General features: G+C 65.4%; 25 protein-coding genes. 14 read left to right on the top strand and 11 right to left on the bottom strand.

Translation table 11 applies throughout. The features are described 5' to 3' along the window. Positions 1-18 precede the first annotated feature (18 nt). Genes ACN0RC_RS11285 through ACN0RC_RS11295 form a run of 3 tightly spaced genes read right to left on the bottom strand, consistent with a single transcriptional unit; the run spans position 19 to position 1,390 of the window. Entirely contained in the window at positions 19-843 is an 825-nt protein-coding gene (locus ACN0RC_RS11285) for an SURF1 family protein (RefSeq protein ID WP_417511760.1), read from the bottom strand. After that, positions 840-1,028, bottom strand: coding sequence for a hypothetical protein (locus ACN0RC_RS11290; protein WP_417511761.1), 189 nt, complete (start codon positions 1,026-1,028; stop codon positions 840-842). The genes ACN0RC_RS11285 and ACN0RC_RS11290 overlap by 4 nt, the downstream gene beginning before the upstream one ends. Beyond that, entirely contained in the window at positions 1,028-1,390 is a 363-nt protein-coding gene (locus ACN0RC_RS11295; RefSeq protein WP_417511763.1) for a DUF3099 domain-containing protein, read from the bottom strand. Before ACN0RC_RS11295 ends, ACN0RC_RS11290 begins: the two co-directional genes overlap by 1 nt. A 110-nt stretch (positions 1,391-1,500) precedes the next feature. On the opposite strand from ACN0RC_RS11295, the gene ACN0RC_RS11300 reads away from it, so the two are divergent. After that, positions 1,501-2,211, top strand: a complete 711-nt coding sequence (locus ACN0RC_RS11300) for a beta-ketoacyl-ACP reductase (RefSeq protein WP_417511764.1) — start codon at positions 1,501-1,503, stop codon at positions 2,209-2,211. A 19-nt stretch (positions 2,212-2,230) separates the two neighbouring features. Here the strand turns inward: ACN0RC_RS11300 and serB are convergent, their stop codons facing one another. Both serB and ACN0RC_RS11310 read right to left on the bottom strand, forming a co-directional pair. Next, positions 2,231-2,866 (bottom strand): phosphoserine phosphatase SerB, encoded by a 636-nt coding sequence (gene serB / locus ACN0RC_RS11305; protein WP_417511766.1) that lies wholly within the window; start codon positions 2,864-2,866, stop codon positions 2,231-2,233. Positions 2,867-2,903: 37 nt separating this feature from the next. Continuing rightward, on the bottom strand, positions 2,904-4,148 hold the full coding sequence (locus ACN0RC_RS11310; protein WP_417511768.1) for a glucose-1-phosphate adenylyltransferase: 1,245 nt from the start codon (positions 4,146-4,148) through the stop codon (positions 2,904-2,906). 46 nt (positions 4,149-4,194) lie between these two features. Here ACN0RC_RS11310 and glgA point away from each other — a divergent pair, with 46 nt between their 5' ends. From glgA to ACN0RC_RS11325, 3 genes are all read left to right on the top strand, one after another. Further along, positions 4,195-5,388, top strand: a complete 1,194-nt coding sequence (glgA, locus tag ACN0RC_RS11315; protein ID WP_417511770.1) for a glycogen synthase — start codon at positions 4,195-4,197, stop codon at positions 5,386-5,388. A gap of 10 nt (positions 5,389-5,398) precedes the next feature. After that, entirely contained in the window at positions 5,399-6,184 is a 786-nt protein-coding gene (locus ACN0RC_RS11320; RefSeq protein ID WP_417511772.1) for an ABC transporter ATP-binding protein, read from the top strand. An 85-nt stretch (positions 6,185-6,269) separates the two neighbouring features. Further along, on the top strand, positions 6,270-6,524 hold the full coding sequence (locus ACN0RC_RS11325) for a type B 50S ribosomal protein L31 (RefSeq protein ID WP_417511774.1): 255 nt from the start codon (positions 6,270-6,272) through the stop codon (positions 6,522-6,524). 52 nt (positions 6,525-6,576) lie between these two features. On the opposite strand, the gene ACN0RC_RS11330 is transcribed toward ACN0RC_RS11325, so the two are convergent. Beyond that, the gene (locus tag ACN0RC_RS11330) at positions 6,577-7,302 is read right to left on the bottom strand and encodes a 3'-5' exonuclease (RefSeq protein ID WP_417511776.1); all 726 of its coding nucleotides are present in this window, start codon (positions 7,300-7,302) and stop codon (positions 6,577-6,579) included. A 77-nt stretch (positions 7,303-7,379) separates the two neighbouring features. On the opposite strand from ACN0RC_RS11330, the gene ACN0RC_RS11335 reads away from it, so the two are divergent. Continuing rightward, positions 7,380-8,288 carry an alpha/beta fold hydrolase gene (locus ACN0RC_RS11335; protein WP_417511778.1) on the top strand — a complete coding sequence of 303 codons (909 nt, stop codon included), beginning with the start codon at positions 7,380-7,382 and terminating at the stop codon, positions 8,286-8,288. Here the strand turns inward: ACN0RC_RS11335 and ACN0RC_RS11340 are convergent. Then, positions 8,260-8,733: an Lrp/AsnC family transcriptional regulator gene (locus ACN0RC_RS11340; protein WP_417511779.1), complete on the bottom strand. Its 474-nt coding sequence runs from the start codon at positions 8,731-8,733 to the stop codon at positions 8,260-8,262. The two genes, ACN0RC_RS11335 and ACN0RC_RS11340, sit on opposite strands and share 29 nt — an antisense overlap. Positions 8,734-8,902: 169 nt before the next feature. Between ACN0RC_RS11340 and pdhA the strand changes: the two genes are divergently transcribed. Genes pdhA through ACN0RC_RS11355 form a run of 3 tightly spaced genes read left to right on the top strand, consistent with a single transcriptional unit; the run spans position 8,903 to position 12,415 of the window. Next, a complete protein-coding gene (gene pdhA / locus ACN0RC_RS11345) occupies positions 8,903-10,015 on the top strand; it encodes a pyruvate dehydrogenase (acetyl-transferring) E1 component subunit alpha (protein ID WP_417511781.1) in 1,113 nt (370 codons plus the stop codon). 1 nt (position 10,016) lies between these two features. Further along, a complete protein-coding gene (locus ACN0RC_RS11350; protein WP_417511783.1) occupies positions 10,017-11,027 on the top strand; it encodes an alpha-ketoacid dehydrogenase subunit beta in 1,011 nt (336 codons plus the stop codon). Next, positions 11,024-12,415, top strand: coding sequence for a dihydrolipoamide acetyltransferase family protein (locus tag ACN0RC_RS11355; protein WP_417511785.1), 1,392 nt, complete (start codon positions 11,024-11,026; stop codon positions 12,413-12,415). Before ACN0RC_RS11350 ends, ACN0RC_RS11355 begins: the two co-directional genes overlap by 4 nt. Positions 12,416-12,434: 19 nt before the next feature. Here ACN0RC_RS11355 and ACN0RC_RS11360 read toward each other — a convergent pair whose 3' ends face one another. Then, positions 12,435-13,031 (bottom strand): TetR/AcrR family transcriptional regulator, encoded by a 597-nt coding sequence (locus tag ACN0RC_RS11360; protein ID WP_417511787.1) that lies wholly within the window; start codon positions 13,029-13,031, stop codon positions 12,435-12,437. Between the two features lie 97 nt (positions 13,032-13,128). Between ACN0RC_RS11360 and ACN0RC_RS11365 the strand changes: the two genes are divergently transcribed. The 5 genes from ACN0RC_RS11365 to ACN0RC_RS11385 are packed head-to-tail and all read left to right on the top strand — an operon-like array spanning position 13,129 to position 19,070. Beyond that, positions 13,129-14,700 carry a carboxyl transferase domain-containing protein gene (locus tag ACN0RC_RS11365; protein WP_417511789.1) on the top strand — a complete coding sequence of 524 codons (1,572 nt, stop codon included), beginning with the start codon at positions 13,129-13,131 and terminating at the stop codon, positions 14,698-14,700. 2 nt (positions 14,701-14,702) lie between these two features. Further along, a complete protein-coding gene (locus tag ACN0RC_RS11370; RefSeq protein ID WP_417511791.1) occupies positions 14,703-16,652 on the top strand; it encodes an acetyl/propionyl/methylcrotonyl-CoA carboxylase subunit alpha in 1,950 nt (649 codons plus the stop codon). Then, complete coding sequence (locus ACN0RC_RS11375; protein ID WP_417511793.1) at positions 16,649-17,797, top strand: acyl-CoA dehydrogenase family protein; 1,149 nt, start codon at positions 16,649-16,651, stop codon at positions 17,795-17,797. Before ACN0RC_RS11370 ends, ACN0RC_RS11375 begins: the two co-directional genes overlap by 4 nt. Then, a complete protein-coding gene (locus ACN0RC_RS11380) occupies positions 17,794-18,267 on the top strand; it encodes a MaoC family dehydratase (protein ID WP_417511795.1) in 474 nt (157 codons plus the stop codon). The genes ACN0RC_RS11375 and ACN0RC_RS11380 overlap by 4 nt, the downstream gene beginning before the upstream one ends. Further along, positions 18,267-19,070 carry an HpcH/HpaI aldolase/citrate lyase family protein gene (locus ACN0RC_RS11385; protein ID WP_417511797.1) on the top strand — a complete coding sequence of 268 codons (804 nt, stop codon included), beginning with the start codon at positions 18,267-18,269 and terminating at the stop codon, positions 19,068-19,070. Before ACN0RC_RS11380 ends, ACN0RC_RS11385 begins: the two co-directional genes overlap by 1 nt. Here the strand turns inward: ACN0RC_RS11385 and ACN0RC_RS11390 are convergent. Together ACN0RC_RS11390 and ACN0RC_RS11395 are read right to left on the bottom strand one after the other, a co-directional pair. Further along, the gene (locus tag ACN0RC_RS11390; protein ID WP_417511799.1) at positions 19,067-19,651 is read right to left on the bottom strand and encodes a histidine phosphatase family protein; all 585 of its coding nucleotides are present in this window, start codon (positions 19,649-19,651) and stop codon (positions 19,067-19,069) included. The genes ACN0RC_RS11385 and ACN0RC_RS11390 overlap by 4 nt on opposite strands. After that, the gene (locus ACN0RC_RS11395; RefSeq protein ID WP_417511801.1) at positions 19,648-20,487 is read right to left on the bottom strand and encodes a Sir2 family NAD-dependent protein deacetylase; all 840 of its coding nucleotides are present in this window, start codon (positions 20,485-20,487) and stop codon (positions 19,648-19,650) included. The genes ACN0RC_RS11390 and ACN0RC_RS11395 overlap by 4 nt, the downstream gene beginning before the upstream one ends. Positions 20,488-20,553: 66 nt before the next feature. On the opposite strand from ACN0RC_RS11395, the gene ACN0RC_RS11400 reads away from it, so the two are divergent. After that, positions 20,554-21,354 carry a TrmH family RNA methyltransferase gene (locus ACN0RC_RS11400; RefSeq protein ID WP_417511802.1) on the top strand — a complete coding sequence of 267 codons (801 nt, stop codon included), beginning with the start codon at positions 20,554-20,556 and terminating at the stop codon, positions 21,352-21,354. Positions 21,355-21,359: 5 nt separating this feature from the next. Here the strand turns inward: ACN0RC_RS11400 and ACN0RC_RS11405 are convergent, their stop codons facing one another. Further along, the gene (locus ACN0RC_RS11405; RefSeq protein ID WP_417511804.1) at positions 21,360-22,214 is read right to left on the bottom strand and encodes an SGNH/GDSL hydrolase family protein; all 855 of its coding nucleotides are present in this window, start codon (positions 22,212-22,214) and stop codon (positions 21,360-21,362) included. Positions 22,215-22,257 lie beyond the last annotated feature (43 nt).

Here is a 22,257-nt window from a genome sequence, read left to right on the forward strand (position 1 = left end):
CTGATCACACAGGCACGATCAGACGGACAGATTCGCCTCATCCAGAAGATCGTCCTCGGCGTCAGCATCCTGATCACGCCGTCGTCGCCTCTTCTCGGGCGTCGGGCGACCTTCGAGCTCTTCGCGATGCTTCTGCACCTCGGTGCGGATGATGTAGAAGATGAAGATGAATCCCATCACGCCGAACAGGATCCACTGAATCGCGTAGGAAAGGTGCGGGCCGGGATCTTCAGTAGGAGACTCGAATGCGCCGAGCGCGGCATCCGGGGCGGGGCTCTCTTCCACCAACCGGCCGTAGCCGCTCACGATGACGTCGCCGGAGAGTTCTGCGGCGATCGTCGGCAGATGAATCGTGGGAACCTGGCCCTCGGGGGCACTTCGTCCCGAAGACGGCAGCTGCTCTCCCGGTCGCAACCGCACGATGACCGTCACTTCGCCCGTAGGCGGCGCCGCGACAGCGTCCGGTAGGGCACCTTCGCCCGGCGCCACCCATCCTCGGTCCACGATGAAGACGCGGCCATCGTCGTCTTGGAACGGCACGAGCACCTCGAAAGCACTTGTGCCGCCGTGCGGACGATTGCGCACGAGCAGCTGTTCGTCCGCGAGGTATTCGCCCTGAAGGATGACGGGGTGCCATTCATCACCGGGGCGCATCTCGCCATCGGCACCGATCAGATCGCGAAGCGGCACTGGATCGGCATCATAGTTCTGCTCGACGAGCGCGATGTCCTCAGCACGGCTCTCGTTGCGATCGAACTGCCAGTTCGAGAGGAACACGCAGGCGCCCGCGAATCCGATCGCGACCAGAAGATAGACGCCCCAGCGCACGAAACGATTGTTCACTCCGGCAGCCCCTCACGCACGGCGACGGGGAAGTCGCGCGCCGCGAGGTAGTCATGCAGGAAGGACGCATGCTCGTCGCACGCCAGCCAGATCTTCTCGCGGTCCGCGCTGTGGATTCGCGGGTTTCGCCAGACGATCTGCTGGGTCGCCTCACGTCGGCATCCGGCTCGAGAGCATTCGTGCATCACTTCTCGTCCTCTTCGGGGCGCTCGGCGACAGCGGGACGTTCGCGGATGGTGATCACGGTCGGATCTGCAGGGCTCTCTTCCGTGCGAAGTGCGGCGGTGATCTCCTGCACCGGCGACTCCGCTGGCGGCGTCGCGGTCGGACTCACCGCGTTCGCGAAGACCACTGCGATATACGGCAGGATCGCCGCGGCGAAGGCGAACACCCAGGTGTACCAGCCGTACGGGGTTACGAGCACGGTCAGCGCGAAGCAGGCCATGCGGATCCCCATCGTGATCCAGTACCGGCGCACACGAGCGGTCGCCTCCTCCTGCGGGGATTGCGGGAGGGACGTCACAGGGGCGGCATGTGAGTGTTTCACGGTGCTCCAAGCCTACGCCGCGGAGCGGGACACGGATGGCCTTTGGCATCCGGATAGGATGGCCCGGGCCGGTCACTCGGCAGATCGTAGAACCCGGTGGGAGAGCAATCATGAGTTCAGAGCGTGTCGTCCTGGTAACTGGCGGAAATCGCGGCATCGGTCGTGCGATCGCCGAGCGCTTCGTGCGCGAGGGCTACCGCGTCGCGGTCACCGCGCGCAGCGGTGAAGGTCCGGAGGGTACCCTCACTGTGCGCGCCGATGTGACGGATGCCGTGTCCATCGATGCTGCTTTCACCGAGGTCGAGGCCGCACTCGGACCTGTCGAGATCCTCGTCGCCAACGCCGGCATCACCAAGGACACCCTGCTCATGCGGATGACCGAGGAGGACTTCGACAGCGTCGTCTCGACGAACCTCGGTGGAACCTTCCGCGTCGTCAAGCGCGCATCGAAGGGCATGCTGCGTGCGCGCTTCGGCCGCATCATCCTCATCTCCAGCGTCGTCGGACTCTACGGATCGGCGGGGCAGGTGAACTACGCCGCATCGAAGAGTGCTCTGGTGGGCTTTGCTCGCTCTGTCACCCGCGAACTGGGTGCACGGGGGATCACTGCCAATGTGGTCGCCCCCGGATTCATCGAGACGGACATGACTGCGGAGCTTCCCGAAGAGACGCAGAAGCAGTACAAGGCCAACATCCCGGCAGCGCGATTCGCAACGCCGGACGAGGTCGCGGGCGTGGTCACGTGGCTTGCGGGCGCGGATGCCGCCTACATCTCAGGCGCCGTCATTCCCGTTGACGGCGGGCTGGGCATGGGCCACTGATTCATTAACCGTGGCCCGTTCAGGGCAGCAGCGCGATGACTTCGCGCAGATCCTGCGGTCCGATGACGAGGCTTGCGATCGCGCGCACTGCGGGCTTCGCGTTGAATGCGATTCCGAGTCCTGCGACTGCCATCATCTGCAGGTCATTGGCGCCGTCACCGATCGCGATTGTTGCGTGCGACGGGACGCCGAGCTCGTCGGCCCACTCCCGGAGAGAGGCGGCCTTGGCTGCCGCATCCACGATCTCACCATCGACTGTGCCGGTGAGCACGCCATCGGTAACCGTGAGGCGATTGGCGCGCCAGCGGTCAACGCCCAGGGCGGGAGCAATGTGATCGAGAATCTCGTGGAAGCCGCCGGAGACGACACCGACCACCCCACCCCGCTCGTGAACAGCCGAAGTGAGTTCGCGGACTCCCGCGGTCGGCTCAATGCGCGCGCGAACTCGTTCGAAAGCATCCGTCGAGATGCCTGTCAGCGCCTGCACTCGTGAGCGAAGACTGGTCGCAAAATCCACCTCGCCGCGCATCGCGGCCTCGGTCGCGGCCTGCACCTCTTCGCGCCTCCCCGCTTCGTCGGCGAGGAGCTCGATCACCTCGTTGCGGATGAGGGTGGAATCGGCATCGAGGACGACGAGGAAGCGCGCTGCAGTCACACGATCGACAATAGCGCCAGGTGGGGTGCGGCCCTGATCAGAGTTCGACCAGCTCGCCCTTTCCGACGATCGTGATGCCCGACTCCGTCACGGTATAGCCGCGGTCGAGATCTCGCTGCCTGTCGACGCCGACTGTGGCCCCATCGAGCATCACCACGTTCTTGTCGAGGATGGCTCTGTGCACTCTCGCCCCCTGGCCGACGACAACGCCATCGAACAGCACCGAGTCGGTGATCGTCGATCCGCCGGCCGCGAGGGTGCCAGGACCGATCACACTGCGCTCCAGATGCGTCCCGGAGAGAACCGAACCGGGGGAGACAATCGAGTCGATGGTGTTGCCGATACGACCGACGGCATCGCGGACGAACTTGGCCGGCGGCGCGTTGACGCTCTGCGTGCGGATCGGCCACAGCGTGTTGTACAGGTTGAAGACGGGAAGCGTGGCGATGAGGTCCATGTGGGCGTCGAAGAAGGAATCGATGGTTCCGACATCGCGCCAGTACGCGCGGTCGCGCGGGGAGGACCCCGGCACGTCGTTGTTCTTCATGTCGTAATATCCGGCGGTGCCACGGTCCACGAAGTACGGGACGATGTCGCCGCCCATGTCGTGGTTGGAGGAGGCGACTTCCCCGTCGGCTTCAACAGCCGCGATCAGAGCATCGGCATTGAAGATGTAGTTGCCCATGGACGCCAGGACCTCGTGCGGCGAGTCCGCCAGCCCCTCAGCATCCGTCGGCTTCTCGAGGAACGCGCGGATGCGTCCCGATCCGTCCGGATCGGCGTCGATCACACCGAACTGATCCGCAAGGGCGAGCGGCTGGCGGATGCCGGCGACAGTCGCCTCTGCACCGGAGGCGATGTGCGCATCGAGCATCTGCTGGAAGTCCATCCGATACACGTGATCGGCGCCGATCACGATCACGATGTCGGGCTTTTCGTCATTGATGAGGTTGAGGCTCTGCAGGATGGCGTCGGCCGAGCCCGAGAACCAGCGCTTGCCGAGACGCTGCTGGGCAGGCACGGAGGTGATGTAGGAGTCGAGCAGCGAGGACATCCGCCAGGTCTGGGTGATATGGCGATCGAGACTGTGCGACTTGTACTGAGTGAGCACCACGATCTGCCGGAGACCGGAATTGATGAGGTTCGAGATCGCGAAATCGATGAGCCGATACTGGCCGCCGAAGGGTACGGCGGGCTTTGCGCGGTCTGCGGTCAGGGGCATGAGACGCTTGCCCTCTCCGCCGGCGAGGATGATGCCGAAAACCTTCTTTGGGGCTGCCATGGCTCCACAATAGAACCCGAACGTGTCGCTGTACTAGCGTTCAAGCATGCGCGTCGACATGATCACCAAGGAGTACCCGCCCGAGATCTATGGCGGAGCGGGAGTGCACGCTGCGGAACTGGCCGCTGCGCTGCGATCCTCCATCGATGTGCAGGTGCGCGCGTTCGGCGCTGAGCGGTCAGAACCGGGCACGACGTCCTATCAGACGCCTGTCGAGCTTCTGGGGCAGAACCAGGTGCTGCAGACTCTCGGAACCGATCTGCTGATGGTCGGCGACGTCGCCGGTGCCGATCTCGTGCACAGTCACACCTGGTACGCGAATTTCGCAGGACACCTCGCCGCACAGCTGCACGGCATCCCGCACGTGATCACCGCGCACAGCCTTGAGCCGCTGAGGCCGTGGAAAGCGGAACAGCTCGGCGGTGGGTACGCCGTCTCCGGTGGAGTGGAGAAGCTCGCGTATGAGAATGCGGATGCCGTCATCGCCGTTTCCGCCGGCATGCGTGCCGACATCCTGCGCGCGTACCCGCGGGTGAACCCCGATCGTGTGCACGTGATCTACAACGGCATCGATGTCGAGCGATGGCGCCCCGTGGACAACCCGAGCTTCCTCGACGAGATCGGGATGGATCCGAATCGGCCCTCCGTCGTATTCGTCGGGCGGATCACGCGCCAGAAGGGGCTGCCCTACCTGCTTCGCGCCGCAGAGCTGCTGCCGCCGGATGTGCAGCTGGTGCTGTGCGCGGGTGCGCCCGACACGCCCGAGATCATGACCGAGATCCAAGAAGGCGTCAGACGACTGCAGCAGACGCGTGGGGGAGTGATCTGGATCGAGCGGATGCTGCCGCGGGATGAGCTCAGCGCGATTCTCGCCGCAGCGACCACGTTCGTGTGCCCTTCGGTATACGAACCGCTCGGCATCGTAAATCTCGAAGCCATGGCGTGCGGTGCGGCAGTCGTCGGCACGGCAACCGGCGGCATTCCCGAGGTCGTGGCTGATGGTGTCACCGGACGGCTCGTGCCCATCGAGCAGGTGCAGGACGGCACAGGCACCCCGACCGACCCAGACCGGTTCGTCGCCGATCTTGCCAGGGTCCTCACCGAAGTCGTCTCGGATCCTGCGCGGGCGCGCGCGTACGGGCAGGCGGGGCGCGAACGTGCCACGAATGAGTTCAGCTGGGCGGCGATCGCCGACACGACGAGGTCGCTCTACGCCGAGCTGATCGACGAGAGCGTCTAGGCTGGGAAACATGCCGAGTGCTCTTGATTTCACCGATGTCGTCGTGCGCCGTGACGGGCGCAACATCGTCGATCATGTGACCTGGCAGGTTGCAGACGACCAGCGATGGGTGGTGCTCGGCCCGAACGGAGCGGGCAAGACCACTCTGCTTCAGCTTGCCGATACGCTCATGCACCCGACGGGTGGAACAGTGACGATTCTCGGCGAGACTCTCGGGCGCAGTGACGTCTTCGAGATCCGCCCGCGCATCGGTTTCGCGTCGTCGGCAATGGCAAGGCGTATCCCCGGCGAGGAGACCGTCCTCAACGTCGTGCTCACCGCTGCTTACTCAGTGACTGGCCGGTGGAACGAGAAGTACGAGAACATCGACGAGCGCCGCGCGTTGCGTGTACTGGGTGAGTGGAAGCTCGACCACCTCGCCGATCGGACCTTCGGCACGCTCAGCGACGGCGAGCAGAAGCGCGTGCAGATCGCGCGTGCGGTGATGACCGACCCTGAGCTGCTGCTGCTCGATGAGCCGACTGCTTCGCTGGATCTCGGGGCCCGTGAAGAGCTTCTGGGCCTCCTCAGCGGGTACGCGTCATCTCCGACGACGCCGGCGATGGTCATGGTGACCCATCACGTAGAAGAAATACCGGTCGGATTCACCCACGTGCTGTTGATTCGCGAAGGCGCCATCGTCGCGGCGGGCCCGATTCAGGAGACGCTGACGGCGGATGCTCTGACCGAAGCGTTCGGCATGCCGATCGCGCTCTCGGCCGAAGACGGACGCTACGCAGCGCGTGCCACGTCGTGAGCGGGCATCTGCTAATATTGACCCTTGGTGCTTCTGCACCCTTTGACTTTCATTCTGTACGCACCCCGCAATCCAAGGATTCCGCATGAAGACTGACATTCACCCCGACTACAAGAACGTCGTGTTCCGCGACCTCGGCTCGGGCGAGACCTTCCTGACCCGCTCGACGGTCACCAGCGACAAGACGATTGAGCTGGATGGCGCGGAGTACCCGGTCATCGACGTCGAGATCTCCTCGGCTTCGCACCCGTTCTACACGGGTAAGCAGCGCATCATGGACTCGGCCGGTCGCGTCGAGAAGTTCAACCAGCGCTTCAAGGGCTTCGGCGGCAGCAAGTAAGCTTCCGGCAACGCAGAGAAGGCCCCGCTTCGGCGGGGCCTTCTTCGTGGTCTCAGCGCGTTTCGTGCGCGGCTTCTCGCACAGGCCACTGCCCGTCGAGAGCGTCTTCGGGTTCGATGCGACCGATGCGGATGAAGTACTCCGTGAGGCTTTCGGCTTGCGTCCGGGCCCAGCCGATCTGCTGTGCGTGCAGTTCTTGCGCGGACGTCGCGAGCGGGAACGCCCTTGCGATCGCCTGTGCGACTCTGCCGGCAGCAATGGCGTCTGCGGATGCCTCGTGCGCACCGTCGAGCGTCACACCGTAGTGCTGCGCGACGAACTCGAGAGTGCGCTTGCCTCTGCGATACCGGTCGACAGCTTTGTCGATCACCAGCGGATCGATGACCGGACCGGGGGTCTCGAGAATCGCGACATCGTGCCGGCGGCACTCATGAGCGAGCAGTGAGAAATCATACGAAGCGTTGTAGGCGACCACGGGGAGCCCCTGAGCGAACAGCGAGCTCAGCGAAGCCCCGATTTCGGCGACGACTTCGCGGGCATCTCGGCCTTCGCGCTGGGCGCGTTCGGTGGTGATCCCATGCACCGCGGCCGCACCGTCAGGAATCGGGACTCCCGGGTCGGCGATCCATGATCGGGCGGCGACCTCATCGCCGTGGGAATCGAGCACACCGACGTAAGCGGTGACGATGCGATCAGTTCCGACATCGATGCCCGTCGTCTCGAGGTCGAAGACGCCGATGCGTCCGAGCCAGGTCGGCAATTCCAGATCGAGTGCCATGAAGTTCTCCTCTGTCTTCTCTCACGCTAGGGACGGCCTCGGACATTGCGACGCAGGCGCGCCCGTAGACTGAAGGCATGCCCGTGCCCTCGCCATATGCCGACAGGCTGAGTCGCCTTCCCGTCGAGCGACACGAGGTCGAGGTCTCGGGTGGCAAGACCGCATACTGGGTGTACGGGCCTGCCACTGACTCGGTAGAACCTGTGACGGTGATCGCCGTGCACGGCTTCCGCGGCGAGCATCACGGTCTGGAGCCCGTGCTCGCTTTCCTTCCTGAGCTCCGCGTGATCGCGCCCGACCTGCCCGGCTTCGGCGAGACCGAACCCCTTCCCAGTGGCGTCCACGACCTCCAGGCATACGCGCAGTGGCTGCGCGAGTTCGCCGCAGCCGTCGCACCTGGCGCTGTCATCCTCGGCCACTCATTCGGTTCGATCGTGACGTCTGCCGCTGTCGCCGGTGGTCTCCAGACGCCGCAGCTGATACTCATCAATCCGATCGGCGCTCCTGCCCTGGACGGTCCGAAGGGTGTTCTCACCAAGCTCGCCGTGTTCTACTACGCGCTCGGCGCGAAGCTCCCGGCGCGCATCGGGACAGCGCTGCTGCGGAACCGGCTGATCGTGCGCGGAACGAGCATCGCGATGGCGAAGACCGCAGATGCGGCTCTGCGCCGCTTCATCCACGATCAGCACGACACGTACTTCTCGAGGTTCGCCGATCGCGATGTCCTGCGCGACGCGTTCGTGGCCAGCGTCTCGAACGATGTGCGAGCGTTCGCGCCTGAGATCGACGTACCGACTCTGCTGGTGGCTGCGCAGCACGACGACATCACTCCGATCGAGGACGAGCGGCGCTTGGCGCTGATGTTCCCCGAAGCAGAGCTTGTCGAAATCGCCGACGTCGGTCACCTCATCCACTATGAGACGCCCGCCGAGGCTGCTGGTGCGATCCGTCGTTTTCTCAGGGTTCCCGTTTCGCGAGACCGATGAGACCTGCCACGCGATAGGGGATCACTTCGCCCATCGCAAGCGAGGTCTCAGTGCGTTCCACGCCTTCGATGGAAAGGATGCGCGCGTCTGTATCGAACAGATGCCGCGCGTCACGGCACGCGACACGTGCGAGCAGGTCGATCGATCCGCTCAGGCCGTGCACCTGAAGAACCTCGGGAATGCGCGCAAGCTCGGCGGTGATCCGCGGCAGTTCGGTCTGCCGGAGTCCGATGTTGATGAACGCCTGCAGAGGAAAGCCCAGCACTTCTGCTGAGAAGGATCGCTCGTACGAGAGGAAGACGCCGGTCTGCTCGAGCCTGGCCATTCTCGCCTGGATGGTGTTGCGCGATAGGCCGAGCCGTTCGGCAAGTGCGACGACAGTTGTTCGGGGGTCTTCTGACAGCGCAGTGAGCAGTTCGAGATCTACTCGATCAAGCGTGGACATAGTGCCAAACCCTAGCAGGTGAAGAGTGCCAATATTGGGCAACATGCTCAGGCGAACTGTGAATGCTTGAGCGTGCTGATAAACAGACGTAGCCTCGAAGTGACCGACGGAGCTGTCGGCGTCAGGCGTGCTGGTCCTCACGAGGGACTCACCCGACAGGAGGACGAAGATGTCATCGCACACCACCCCGATCACAGACACCGCCCAGGATCTTGAGCTCGTTGAGAGGCTCATCGCGCCGGACGGCACCCGACTGAGCAACCCCGCGCTCGATGCGCTCGTCGCTGACGTCGATGCAGAGCAGCTTCGCGGACTGCACCGCGACATGGTGATCCTGCGCCGCATCGACTCCGAAGGCATCGCCCTGCAGCGTCAGGGGCAACTGGGTCTGTGGGCGCCTTGCAACGGCCAGGAAGCAGCGCAGATCGGCACTGCCCGCGCGATCGATCCGATCGACTTCATCTTCCCCAGCTACCGCGAGACCGGAGTGCTCTACGCGCGCGGCGCACAGCCCGGCGACTTCGTGCGGGTCTGGCGCGGCGAAGAAGGGGCGCCGTTCGATCCTTTGGAGATGCGGATAGCTCCGCTGCAGATCATCATCGGCGCGCAGACTCTGCACGCGGTGGGCTACGCCATGGGCATCAAGCACGAGAACGCTCCTGAGGTTGCTGTCACCTACTTCGGCGACGGTGCGACCAGCCAGGGAGACGTCAATGAGGCGATGATCTTCGCAGCCTCGTACCAGGCGCCGGTCGTCTTCGTGTGCCAGAACAACCACTGGGCGATCTCAGAGCCGGTGTCAGTGCAATCGCAGTATCCGATTGCCGGGCGAGCTCCCGGTTTCGGCATCCCGAGCCTCCGCGTCGATGGCAACGATGTGCTCGCGTGCATGGCGGCCATGCGCTGGGCACTTGCGCATGCGCGATCGGGGAAGGGGCCGGTGTTCCTCGAGGCGGTCACCTACCGCATGGGGCCGCACACGACGTCGGATGACCCGACCCGATACCGCGATCCCGCAGAGCTCGAATCGTGGAAGCAGCGTGACCCGATCGCTCGAATCGAAGCGTATCTTCGGGGCCTCGGCGAGATCGACGATGAACAGATCGCCGCGGCGCACGCCGATGCCGACAAGATCGCTCGAGAGATGCGAGCGGCGTGCCTCGGTATGGTCACCCGCGAGCCGCTCGCCGTATTCGACGGGGTGTACGCAGAACCGCACTGCGGCATCGACCGTGAACGCGAAGAGTATGCCGCGTACCTCGCATCGTTCGAAGAGGTGTGACATGACTCAGATGACACTGGGTAAGGCACTGAACGCCGGCCTCCGAAAGGCGATGAAAGACGACCCGAAGGTCGTTCTGATGGGGGAGGACATCGGCAAGCTCGGCGGTGTCTTCCGCATCACCGACGGCCTCCTCGACGAGTTCGGGGCTGCGCGCGTCATCGACACGCCTCTGGCGGAATCGGGCATCGTCGGAACTGCTGTCGGGCTCGCGTATCGCGGCTATCGCCCCGTCGTCGAGATCCAGTTCGACGGATTCGTCTATCCGGCCTTCGACCAGATCGTCTCGCAGGTCGCCAAGCTGCACTACCGCACCCAGGGGCGCGTGAAGATGCCGATCACGATTCGGATCCCGTGGGCGGGAGGAATCGGGGCAGCGGAGCATCACTCCGAGTCGCCCGAGGCCTACTTCGTGCACACCGCCGGGCTGCGTGTGATCGCGGTCTCCAATCCGCAAGATGCGTACCGATGCCTACAGCAGGCGATCGCCTCGGACGACCCGGTCATCTTCTTCGAACCGAAGCGGTTGTATCACCACAAGGGCGACGTCGATCTCGACGCCTCACTTGCGGATGCGTCGCCGATGGGACTTGCGCGTGTTGTCCGCCCAGGGAGCGATGTCACAGTCGTCACCTATGGTGCGATGGTGTCGACAGCGTTGGATGCCGCAGCTGCCGCAGAGGATGAGGGGCTATCGCTGGAGGTCATCGACCTGCGTTCACTCTCACCGGTGGATTACGGACCGATCGCTGCATCCGTACGGCGCACGGGACGCGTCGTCGTCGCCCATGAAGCCTCCCGCGAGGCTGGTGTCGCCGCAGAAGTGATCGCCAGCATCACCGAGCGGTGCTTCGAGTACCTCGAGTCGGCGCCGGTGCGCGTCACCGGCCACGATGTGCCCTATCCGCCCGCGAAGCTGGAGAAGTTCCATCTTCCCGATCTCGATCGGATTCTGGACGCGGTCGACCGCGTGCTCGATCGACCGAACAGCCTTGCGGGAGCCGAATCATGATCGAGGAATTCCATCTTCCCGACCTCGGTGAGGGGCTCACCGACGCCGAAGTCGTCCAGTGGCTGGTGGCACCTGGCGACACCGTGACGTTGAACCAGACGCTCGCCGAAGTCGAGACGGCGAAGGCCGTCGTCGAACTCCCCTCTCCCTTCGAGGGCACGGTCTCAACGCTGCATGCTGAGGCGGGGGAGACCGTCGAGGTGGGCGCACCGCTCATCGCGTTCGATGTCCCCGGCGACGATGCCGTCGAGCCCGACGCTGTGAGCGAGGCGAGCACCGCTCAGAGCACCGCGCAGACAGGGAGCGAGGATGCTGACGATGCCGAGGCGACGCCACCGAACCTCGTCGGATACGGTGCTGCCCCATCGAGCAAGAAACGTCCGACGCGCCGCGTGCGTCGTGTCGGGAGCACGGTTCCCGCGGATACCGCAGTGCTGGAGGCGGCACCGCACGATGTGCTTCCTGACGCGCCGGCGACCGTGCAGGTAGGCGAACGACCGCGCTCAACGCCCCCGGTGCGCGCACACGCCAAACGGCTCGGCGTCGACATCGTCCTGGTCGCCGCTGAGGTCGGCGACCGGGTCATCACCCGCGAAGACGTCGATGCTTACGCCGAACGGGTCGGTGCGCGAACCGATGCGCCGGCACCTCAGCATCCGCTCATCAGCGTTCCAGGCGCGACCGGCGCGCGCGAAACACGCATTCCGATCCGGGGTGTGCGCAAGCACACCGCTGCGGCCATGGTGCAGAGCGCATTCACCGCACCGCACGTGACGACTTTCCACACGGTGGACGTGACCGCCACCATGGAGCTCATCGCGGCACTCCGGGAAGACCGTGCACTGGCCGCGCACAAGATCGGTCCACTCGTCGTCGTGGCGAAGGCCGCGTGCCTGGCGCTCAGTCGCACACCCGGACTGAACTCGCGCTGGGACGAAGAAGCCGGCGAGATCGTGCAACACCACTACGTGGATCTCGGAATCGCCGCGGCGACGGAGCGCGGGCTCATCGTGCCGAACATCCGTGACGCAGAAAGCATGACGCTGCCGCAGCTCGCGGACGCGCTGACTGCGCTGGCTCACACAGCGCGATCAGGAAAGACGACGCCGGCAGAACTCGCCGGCGGCACATTCTCGATCACGAATATCGGTGTGTTCGGCATCGATGCCGGCACTCCGATCCTGCCTCCTGGCCAGTCGGGGATTCTTGCAGTCGGGGCTGTTCGTCGCATGCCATGGGAGCACCAGGGTGAGATCGCGCTTCGGCAGGTGATGACGTTGAGTCTGTCCTTCGATCACCGGGTCGTCGACGGAGCAGAGGGTGCCCGCTTCGTGAAGGATGTCGCGGACATTCTCGAGCAGCCGGGTCGCGCAATGCTCCTGCGCTGACCTGGCTGTCACCCCGACCTCAGCCGACTGGTGCGAGCAATGCTGCGTACGCCATCTCTCTGAGGACGGCGGCGGTGGCTCTCGTGGATCGTGAGGCGCTGCGGGTACTGTGCGGCGTCGAGTTGATCAGACCGAAGCACGCCTGCACCCGCAGTCTCAGCTCGTCAGTGGATGCGTCGAGAAGGGGTGCGAGCGTCGACATCCACAGCCCGATATAGGCGCGCTGCAGCCTGCGAACGGCGGCGCGATCCTCGTCGCAGAGGTGTGCGAGATCGCGATCCTGCACCAGGATGATGTCGGCGTTGCCGAGCGCGAAGTCGACATGGAACGCGATCAATGCGCGCATTCTCTCGGAGGTGCCTGCGGCTTCCTCAGCCACTGCGGTGCCGCCTACGACGAGGTCTTCGCTGACTTTCACCAGGACCGCGCCGAGGAGCGCCTGCTTGCCGCTGAAATGGCGGTAGACGGCAGGGCCCGATACGCCGACAGCAGCGCCGATGTCTTCCAGGCTCACGCCCGAATAGCCTCGCGCGGCGAAGAGACGAGCGGCTTCATGCAGAAGTGCGTCCGCACGTTCCGCTTTGGCGCGGTCACGAGTGGTGAGGGGGCTTGTCATTTCAGTTAACGCTCGCTAACCTAAAATTGTCGGGTTAGTGAACACTAACCGTAAACGCACGGTGGATGCCACTACGTGAGTCAAGGAGGACGTCACGATGACAGTGACACAGGAGTCGCTCGCAGCACAATTGCGCGAACGGCTCGATCGTGCGGCCGCGGGCGGCCCTGAGCGTGCGCGGGAGCGTCACGTCGCCAGAGGCAAGCTGCTGCCACGCGAGCGCATCACGAGACTCCTGGACGAGGGGAGCCCGTTTCTCGAGATCGCCCCCCTCGCGGCGGAAGGCCTGTACGGAGGCGAAGTACCGGCCGCAGGCGTGATCGCAGGAATCGGACTGGTGCACGGACGCCACGTCATGGTCATCTGCAACGACGCGACAGTCAAGGGCGGCAGCTACCTGCCGATGACGGTGAAGAAGCACCTGCGCGCGCAGGACATCGCGTTGGAGAACCGTCTTCCCTGTCTGTACCTGGTCGACTCAGGGGGAGCTTTCCTTCCCAAACAGGATGAAGTCTTCCCTGACCGCGACCACTTCGGGCGCATCTTCTTCAATCAGGCGCGGATGAGCGCTGAGCGCATTCCGCAGCTCGCAGCGGTGCTGGGGTCGTGCACGGCGGGCGGCGCCTATGTTCCGGCGATGAGCGATGAGACCGTCATCGTCCGCAATCAGGGCACGATCTTCCTGGGCGGACCACCGCTTGTGAAAGCGGCGATCGGCGAGATCGTCACCGCGGAGGAACTGGGGGGCGGCGAACTCCATGCCCGCCGCTCCGGCGTTGTCGACCATCTGGCAGAGAACGACGAGCATGCGCTCGAGATCCTCCGAGACATCGTGCAGACCCTGCCGGCGCCCGCGGCTCCGGCGTGGGAGGTTGGGGCATCCGTTGCGCCGGACGACGAGTCGAGTCTGTACGGTGCGGTCCCCGTCGATGTCAACGACGCGTACGACGTGCACGAGGTGATCAGTCGGCTTGTCGATGGCGACTCGTTCCGCGAGTTCAAAGCCGAATACGGCACGACCCTCGTCACCGGCTTCGCGCGTCTGCACGGTCACCCGATCGGCATCATCGCCAACAACGGGGTGCTGTTCAGCGAGTCGGCACTCAAGGGTGCCCACTTCATCGAACTGTGTGACCAGCGCGGCATCCCGCTGCTCTTTCTGCAGAACATCACGGGCTTCATGGTCGGCTCGGTCGCCGAGGCAGGCGGCATCGCGAAGGACGGCGCGAAGATGGTGACCGCTGTGTCGACCACCCGCGTCCCGAAGCTGACCGTCATCATCGGCGGATCCTTCGGTGCCGGAAACTACTCTATGTGCGGACGGGCGTACTCACCGCGCTTCCTGTGGACGTGGCCCGCGAGCCGCATCTCGGTGATGGGCGGCAACCAGGCGGCATCCGTGCTCGCCACCGTCAAAGAGGACCAGCTCACGGCCCGCGGCGAATCCTGGGATCCCGAAGAGCGCAGCGCCTTCGAACAGCCGATCAGGACGCAGTACGAAGACCAGGGAGAGCCCTACTACGCCACCGCACGACTGTGGGATGACGGGATCATCGATCCAGACGAGACACGCGACCGGCTTGGCCTCGCACTGGATGTCATCGCCCGCAGCCCCCTGTCGGTTGCTGAGCCTGTCGAAGCACCGCGCTTCGGCGTCTTCAGGATGTGACCATGAGTTTTCAGACTGTGCTCGTCGCCAATCGTGGCGAGATCGCCCGCCGCATCCTGCGCACTCTGCGTGAGCAGGGGATCCGAAGCGTCGCCGTGTACAGCGATGCCGACGCGGATGCTCCGCATACCCGTGAAGCAGACGCTGCCGTACGCATCGGTCCGGCGCCGGCATCCGAGTCCTATCTCGATGTAGATGCCGTCATGAGCGCTGCGCGCGAGTCCGGCGCCCAGGCGATCCACCCCGGATACGGCTTCCTGTCCGAGAGCGTGGCGCTTGCACAGGCCTGCGCCGCGGCCGGCATCGTCTTCATCGGGCCCTCCGTCGAGGCCCTGAAGATCATGGGGGACAAAGTCGCAGCCCGGGAACAGGTCGCGTCTCGCGGCGTTCCGGTCGTGCCCGGATTCGACGCTGCCGGGCTCAGCGACGGCCAGATCGCCGTGCGCGCGAGTGAAGTCGGATACCCGCTGCTCGTGAAACCGAGCGCGGGTGGTGGCGGCAAAGGCATGGAGGTCGTCTCTTCTGACGCGCACCTCGACGCGGCACTTGCCTCTGCCAGGCGTGTCGCGAAGGCGGCGTTCTCCGATGACGCGCTGCTGCTCGAGCGCCTCATCGCGAGGCCGCGCCATATCGAGGTGCAGGTCTTCGGAGACGCACACGGCACCGTCATCGCACTCGGCGAGCGCGAATGCACGCTGCAGCGCCGCCACCAGAAGGTGATCGAAGAGGCGCCTTCAGCCGGTCTTCCTGACGGGGTGCGAGAGAGGCTGTTCGAGGCGGCAGTGCGTGCGGCCGAGAGCGTCGACTACGTCGGCGCAGGGACTGTCGAGTTCCTCATCGATGCCGACTCACCGCAGGACTTCTTCTTCATCGAGATGAACACGCGACTACAGGTGGAACACCCGGTCACTGAAGCAGTGACCGGGCTCGACCTCGTCGCGCTCCAGCTCTCGGTCGCTGCCGGCGGGAGGCTTCCTGCGGCGCCGGCCGTGACAGGGCACGCGGTCGAGGCCCGTATCTACGCGGAGTCGCCCGAGCGCGGATTCCTGCCGTCGACTGGGCCAGTGCTGAGGTTCGATGCACCAGAAGATGTACGGGTGGATGCCGCGGTGGAGACGGGGAGCGAAGTCACCGGCTTCTACGACCCGATGATCGCCAAGGTGATCGCCTGCGCTCCCGATCGCGCCACGGCACTGGAGCGGCTCGACGCGGCTCTTGCCCGGACGACGATCCTCGGTGTGGAGACGAACATCGCTTTCCTGAGGATGCTCCTGCAGGACCCGCGCGTGCGGGCCGGCGACTTGGACACAGGTCTCATCGACACGCTGCTTCCTGTTCCGGCGACAGTCCCGTCGCCGCAGATGGTCGACGCCGCGAGAATCGCGTTGCGCGACGGGACGGCTGCTGCGAGCGCACTTCTCGCCGCGCAGAGCAAGTCTCGCGCGGGTGGAGTGTGGGCCGCGCTGACGGATACAAGCGCGCGGGAGGTTGCGTTCCTGACGGATGCGGGGGGGCTGGTGGACGTTGGGGGGTTGGTGGACGCTGCGAGCGGCCCTGCGGCGAGTGGTGCCACGGCAGTACTTCCCACCGCGATCGATGCGGACGACGCGATCTGGGTGAGCGAGGAGGGGCGCTCCGTGCGGCTGAGGCCGCTCGATCGGCGCGCACGCATGCGGCATGAGCTCGCGGCCCGCCAGCCAGAAGCTGCTGCGACTTCTCCGGAGGCGCGTGCGCCGATGCCGGGCGGCGTCGTCGCCGTGCACGTGTCCGACGGTGCAACGGTGTCCCAGGGGGACCCGCTCGTCTCGATCGAGGCGATGAAGATGGAGCATCCGGTGCTCGCGCCGCACGACGGCACTGTGCACCTGCTGGTCGCCGCCGGTGACCAGGTGCGACGAGATCAAGCAGTCGCAACCGTGACCGCAGACCAGACCGACGAAGGAGCAGCATGACCATCGATCTCACTGAAGAGGAACTCGAACTCAGCGCCATGGTGCGCGACTTCGCCGATGCCGTCGTCGCGCCGCAGGCCTATGAGGCCGACCGAACACACACGCTGTCGATGGACGTCGTCGCCCAGATGGGTGAGCTCGGACTCTTCGGGCTGCCCTTCCCCGAGGATCACGGTGGCCAGGGCGGCGACTACATGGCGCTGTGCCTTGCGATCGAAGCGCTCGGACGTGTCGACCAGTCCATCGCCATCACCCTGGAAGCGGGCGTCAGCCTCGGTGCGATGCCGATCTTCCGGTTCGGCGATGACGCCCAGCGGGAGGAGCTCCTTCCCGATCTTCTTGCCGGCCGTGCCCTGGCCGGGTTCGGACTGACCGAGCCCGAAGCAGGCAGCGACGCAGGGGCGACGCGCACGACTGCGCGTCTGGATGCAGGCGAGTGGGTCATCAACGGCTCGAAGCAGTTCATCACGAACTCCGGCACGCCGATCACGCGCTTCGTCACGGTGACCGCGGTCACCGGTGAGCGTGACGGTCGCAAGGAGATCTCCACGATCATCGTGCCGAGCGGCACGCCCGGGTTCACAGTAGAGCCGGCGTACGACAAGGTCGGCTGGCACGCCTCTGACACGCACCCTCTGACGTTCGACGAGGTCCGGGTTCCGGAGAGCAATCTGGTCGGGCAGCGGGGGAGCGGGTTCAAGAACTTCCTCAGCATCCTCGACGAGGGCCGCATCGCGATCGCCGCGCTCTCGACGGGCGCCGCGGAAGGATGCTTGGAGGCAGCTGTCGAGTATGCCAAGAGCCGCACGGTGTTCGGGGCAGCCCTCAGCACGCGCCAGAACGCGCAGTTCACGCTCGCGCGCATGCGTGCTCGAGTCCACACCGCACGCCTCGCCTGGCACCACGCGGCACGGCTGCGCGACGCGGGCAGGCCCTTTGCCGAAGCGGCAGCGATCGCCAAGCTCGCAGCCGGCGATGCTGCCATGGACAACGCCCGGGACGCCACCCAGATCTTCGGCGGAAACGGCTTCATGAACGAGTTCTCGGTCGGCCGCCACTATCGTGACTCGAAGATCCTCGAGATCGGTGAGGGAACGACCGAGGTACAGCTGCTGGTGATCGCACGCGGATTGGGGCTCGTATGACAGACATCATCCAGCGCGGCCTGTACTTCGAAGAGTTCGAGGTCGGTGCGCGCTATCTGCACCGTCCTGGGCGCACGGCGACAGAGGCCGACAACGTCCTGTTCACTACGCTCACGATGAACACGCAGGCACTGCATCTGGACGCGGCATTCGCAGAAGCCGGCGAGTTCGGTCAGCGCCTGATCAATTCGATGTGGACTCTATCGACGATGGTGGGTGCCTCCGTGGCTCAGCTCACACAAGGGACGCTGGTCGCGCAGCTCGGCCTGGGCGACATCTCTTTTCCGCATCCGCTGTACGCCGGTGACACGCTCTACACCGAGAGCGTCATCACCGAGAAGCGACTCTCGAACTCTCGCCCGGGTCAGGGAATCGTCACGATCACACACACCGGGCGTAACCAGGACGGTGTCGTCGTCGCTACGGCGACACGCACCGCGCTCATGCACTGCCGGCCGGAGGAGGGCTGATGGAGTTCGCACTGGGACCGGCTCTGCTGTTCTGCCCCGGCGATCGCCCCGAGCGCTTCGGGAAAGCGGTCGAGCGGGCGGATGCCGTGATCCTCGATCTTGAGGACGCCGTCGCCCCGAACAGCAAGACGGATGCTCGGGTGCACGTTGCGGCATCCGATCTTGACCCTACGCGTGTGATCGTGCGGGTGAACGCACCCGACACGTCGGACTTCTCCGCGGATCTCGAAATGCTCGAGCACTCTCCGTTCCGCACGGTGATGGTCGCGAAAGCCGAGGACGCGGGAGTGCTCGATGTCTTCGACCCGTCGTTCTCAGTGATCGCGCTGTGCGAAACCGCTCGCGGCGTGAGCGCCGCGGGCGCACTCGCGGCTCACGATCGGGTTTCCGCGCTCATGTGGGGCGCTGAGGATCTCATCGCCTCGCTGGGCGGCACCTCGAGCAGACATGCGGATGGCCGCTACCGCGATGCGGCGCGCTATGCGCGGGCGCGTGTGCTGATGGAAGCAGGGGCGCATGGCAAGGCGGCGATCGATGCCGTCTACATCTCGATCGAAGACGTCGAGGGGCTCGCGGCCGAGGTAGAGGATGCCGCGGCATCCGGGTTCCGCGCGTCAGCGTGCATCCACCCAGGGCAGGTGCCCACGATCCGCGCAGCATACGCGCCTGATGCGGGGACGCTCACCTGGGCGCAAGACGTGCTGAAGGCAGCCGAGGGTGAGCGCGGCGTGTTCCGTTTCCAAGGGCGGATGATCGACGAACCGCTGTTGCGGCACGCCAGGTCCCTGGTCGCACGGGCTTAGATCGAAACAGGCTCGAGCAGTCGCAGCAGGCCCGGTGCCAGCTCGAAGCGGTAGGCAGAGCCGTTGCGCAGCACATCGCCTTCACGGGGCAGGGTTCCGCCGGAGGCGTGATTGAGCAACGCCCGGATGACGCCGCCGTGCGTGACGACGATCACCGACTCTGCTGCAGGGGCGGAACGGCGCCGTGACTCACGAGAAATCGTCTCAAGGGCCGTGAGCGCACGATCGCGCACCGTGTCGAGCGTCTCGGCGCCCGACGGAGCGCCGTGCCAGTCGGTGAAGCGCTCGAGGTACTCCTGCACCAGTAGTCCCTCACCCTCTCCGAACTCGCGCTCGCGCATGCCGTGCGTGATCATGGGGTCGGCAAGACCCAGTTCGGACGCGATGATGCGCGCGGTCTCGTGCGCGCGGATCAGGGGACTCGCGTACATGACGTGGTGCGTCTCGCTGCGCAGAAGTGCGGCGGCGGCGAGCGCGTCACCGCGCCCGGTCTCGTTGAGGGGAATATCGGTCGACCCCTGGATGCGACGCGCGAGATTCCAGTCCGTCTGGCCGTGGCGAACGAGAGTGATGAGAGTCACGTGAGCTGCTCCTTGAGGGTGGGAAGCACGTCGCCCGTGCCGCCGGCGAGTACGACGTCGGCCCACGGGTCGGCTCGGGTCGGCTCGTGATTGATGATGATGAGCGGGATGCCGCGGCGCCTTGCCCGCTCGACGATGCGGACTCCTGAGTTCACGACGAGGGAAGATCCGGCAACGATCAGAGCATTGCTGCTGCGAAGGAGTGACTCGGCGGCGCGAAAACGGTCAACGGGGACGAACTCGCCGAAGAAGACGACATCGGGTTTCAGCATCCCGCCGCACACCGTGCATGACGGCACGATGAAGTCATCGGTACTCTCGGGCGCGACATCGCCGTCGGGGTTCAGCACGATGTTGTCGGGGACCGCGATCCAGGGATTGCGCTCTTCGATCTGAGACGCGATGTCGCGGCGGTCGAAGACCTGTCCGCACTGCAGACAGAGAACGCGGCGCATCGTGCCGTGCACCTCGACCACTCGTGAGCTGCCCGCCCGCAAATGGAGTCCATCGACGTTCTGCGTGATCACTCCGGTGACCAGGCCGTCGCGTTCCATGTCTGCGAGTGCGGTGTGCGCGGTGTTCGGCTGGGCGGAGGCGAATGCCTTCCAGCCGAGGTGTCCGCCGACCCAATATCGGCGCCGCGCGGCCTCGTCTGCGAGATAGCGGGCCCCTGTCATGGGATCGGCCCTGGTGCGCGCTCCCTCGCCGCGGTAGGCGGGAATGCCGGAATCAGTGGAGATTCCCGCGCCCGTAAGAAGAGCGATTCGGCGTCCGCGCAGAAGTTCGGCTGACTTCGCGATGTCGGCAGCCAGTGCAGTACTGATCGTCGCAGTCACGGAACCTCCCCGACGAGTCTACGGTGCGGCGAGGATGTGGGACGTTGCGATGGCAGAGTTGTCGGTATGTACATCGAGCGCGTCGACGACGCATCCGACCCGCGTCTGGCCGATTACCGGAACCTCACCGACACCGCCCTTCGTCGCGTGCAGGAGCCGGCGGGCGGGCTCTACATCGCAGAATCGGCGAAGGTCATCGAACGCGCGCTGGGTGCGGGGCACACACCTCGCTCCGTGCTCACGCAAGAGCGATGGCTGCCGGGATTGGAACGGCTTCTGGCTGACTCCGCGACACCTGTCTACGTCGTCCCGGATACCGTTGCCGAGCAGGTCACCGGCTTCGCCGTGCACCGTGGAGCACTGGCATCGATGCATCGCCCTGCGCTTCCGAGCGTCTCTGAGGTGCTGGAAGGCGCGCGCCTCGTGCTCGTGCTGGAGGACCTGATCGAGCATCAGAACGTGGGCGCAGCTTTCCGTGCCGCCGCCGGGCTGGGGGCGGATGCCGTGGTGCTCACCCCACGCTGCGCTGACCCGCTCTACCGCCGCAGCGTGAAGGTGAGCATGGGGACGGTCTTCCAGGTGCCATGGACACGGATGACCGATCGCGAGGCTGGGCTCGCCGAGCTGAGCGCGGCAGGCTTCGAGCTCGCAGCACTCGCACTGAGCGAGGGCGCAGTGCCGCTCGGTGCTTACGCTGCGACCCGGCCGGAGAAGGTCGCCCTTGTGCTCGGCACCGAGGGCGACGGGCTCTCGCCCGTGGCGTTGGAAGCCGCTGATGTCGTCGTCACGATTCCGATGCGCGGGGGAGTGGACTCGCTGAATGTGGCTTCCGCCGCCGCGGTCGCGCTGTGGGCCCTGACGAGCTGATCGCGCTACTCGGCGTCGGCGTCGGCGCTTCGCTCGTCGTCAGCGACGAGGAACACTGGTGACGGCTCGGGCCGCTTGGCTGTGATGAGGTCGCCCGAGGACTGGTGCCGCAGACGTCGCAGCACCCACGGCATCAGGTGCTCCCTGGCCCAGCCGAGGTCTTCGTTGCGCGCTTCGCGCCACGTGCGGACCGGAAGCGGATCGGGCTGCATCGGCTGCAGCTCATTGGGGACGTTCAGCGCACGCAGAACCATGCGAGCGACTTCGTGGTGTCCGAGCGCGTTGTAGTGCAGCCGGTCGACATCGAAGAAGCGCGAGTCCTGCACGGTCTTCAGCGCCCATTGGTCAGCGACGATGCAGTCGTGACGCTCGGCGACCGCGCGGACGTTCTCGTTGTAGATGGCCACTTTGCCGCGGAATGCGCGGAGCACGGGGGTGAAACCCGTGTCGATGCCGGTGAACAGGATGATGGCCGCACCCGTGGACGCGAGACGAGACACGGCATCGTCGAGCTGGGATGCGATGTCGTCGGGATCCGTGCCGGGGCGGATGACGTCGTTGCCGCCGGCGCAGATCGAAACCAGGTCGGGACGAAGCGCGACGGCGGGCTCGATCTGGTCAGCGACGATCTGGGCGATGAGCTTGCCGCGTACGGCGAGGTTGGCGTAGGCGAAGTCGTCGACCTGGGTCGCGAGCACTTCAGCGACGCGATCCGCCCAGCCGCGGTTGCCGCCCGGCGCGTTCGGATCGGGGTCGCCGATCCCCTCGGTGAATGAATCGCCCACGGCAACGAAGCGGCGCCACGGATGGGGACCTTCGTTGGCGACGAATGGGGCCCGGAACGGTTCCTGATCAGTCATCACGCTCTCCTTCGTCAACGACCGATCCTAGCGCGCGAGCTAT

Origin of the sequence: Microbacterium sp., assembly GCF_048259935.1 — a bacterium.
In the GTDB taxonomy this organism is placed as follows: Bacteria; Actinomycetota; Actinomycetes; order Actinomycetales; family Microbacteriaceae; genus Microbacterium.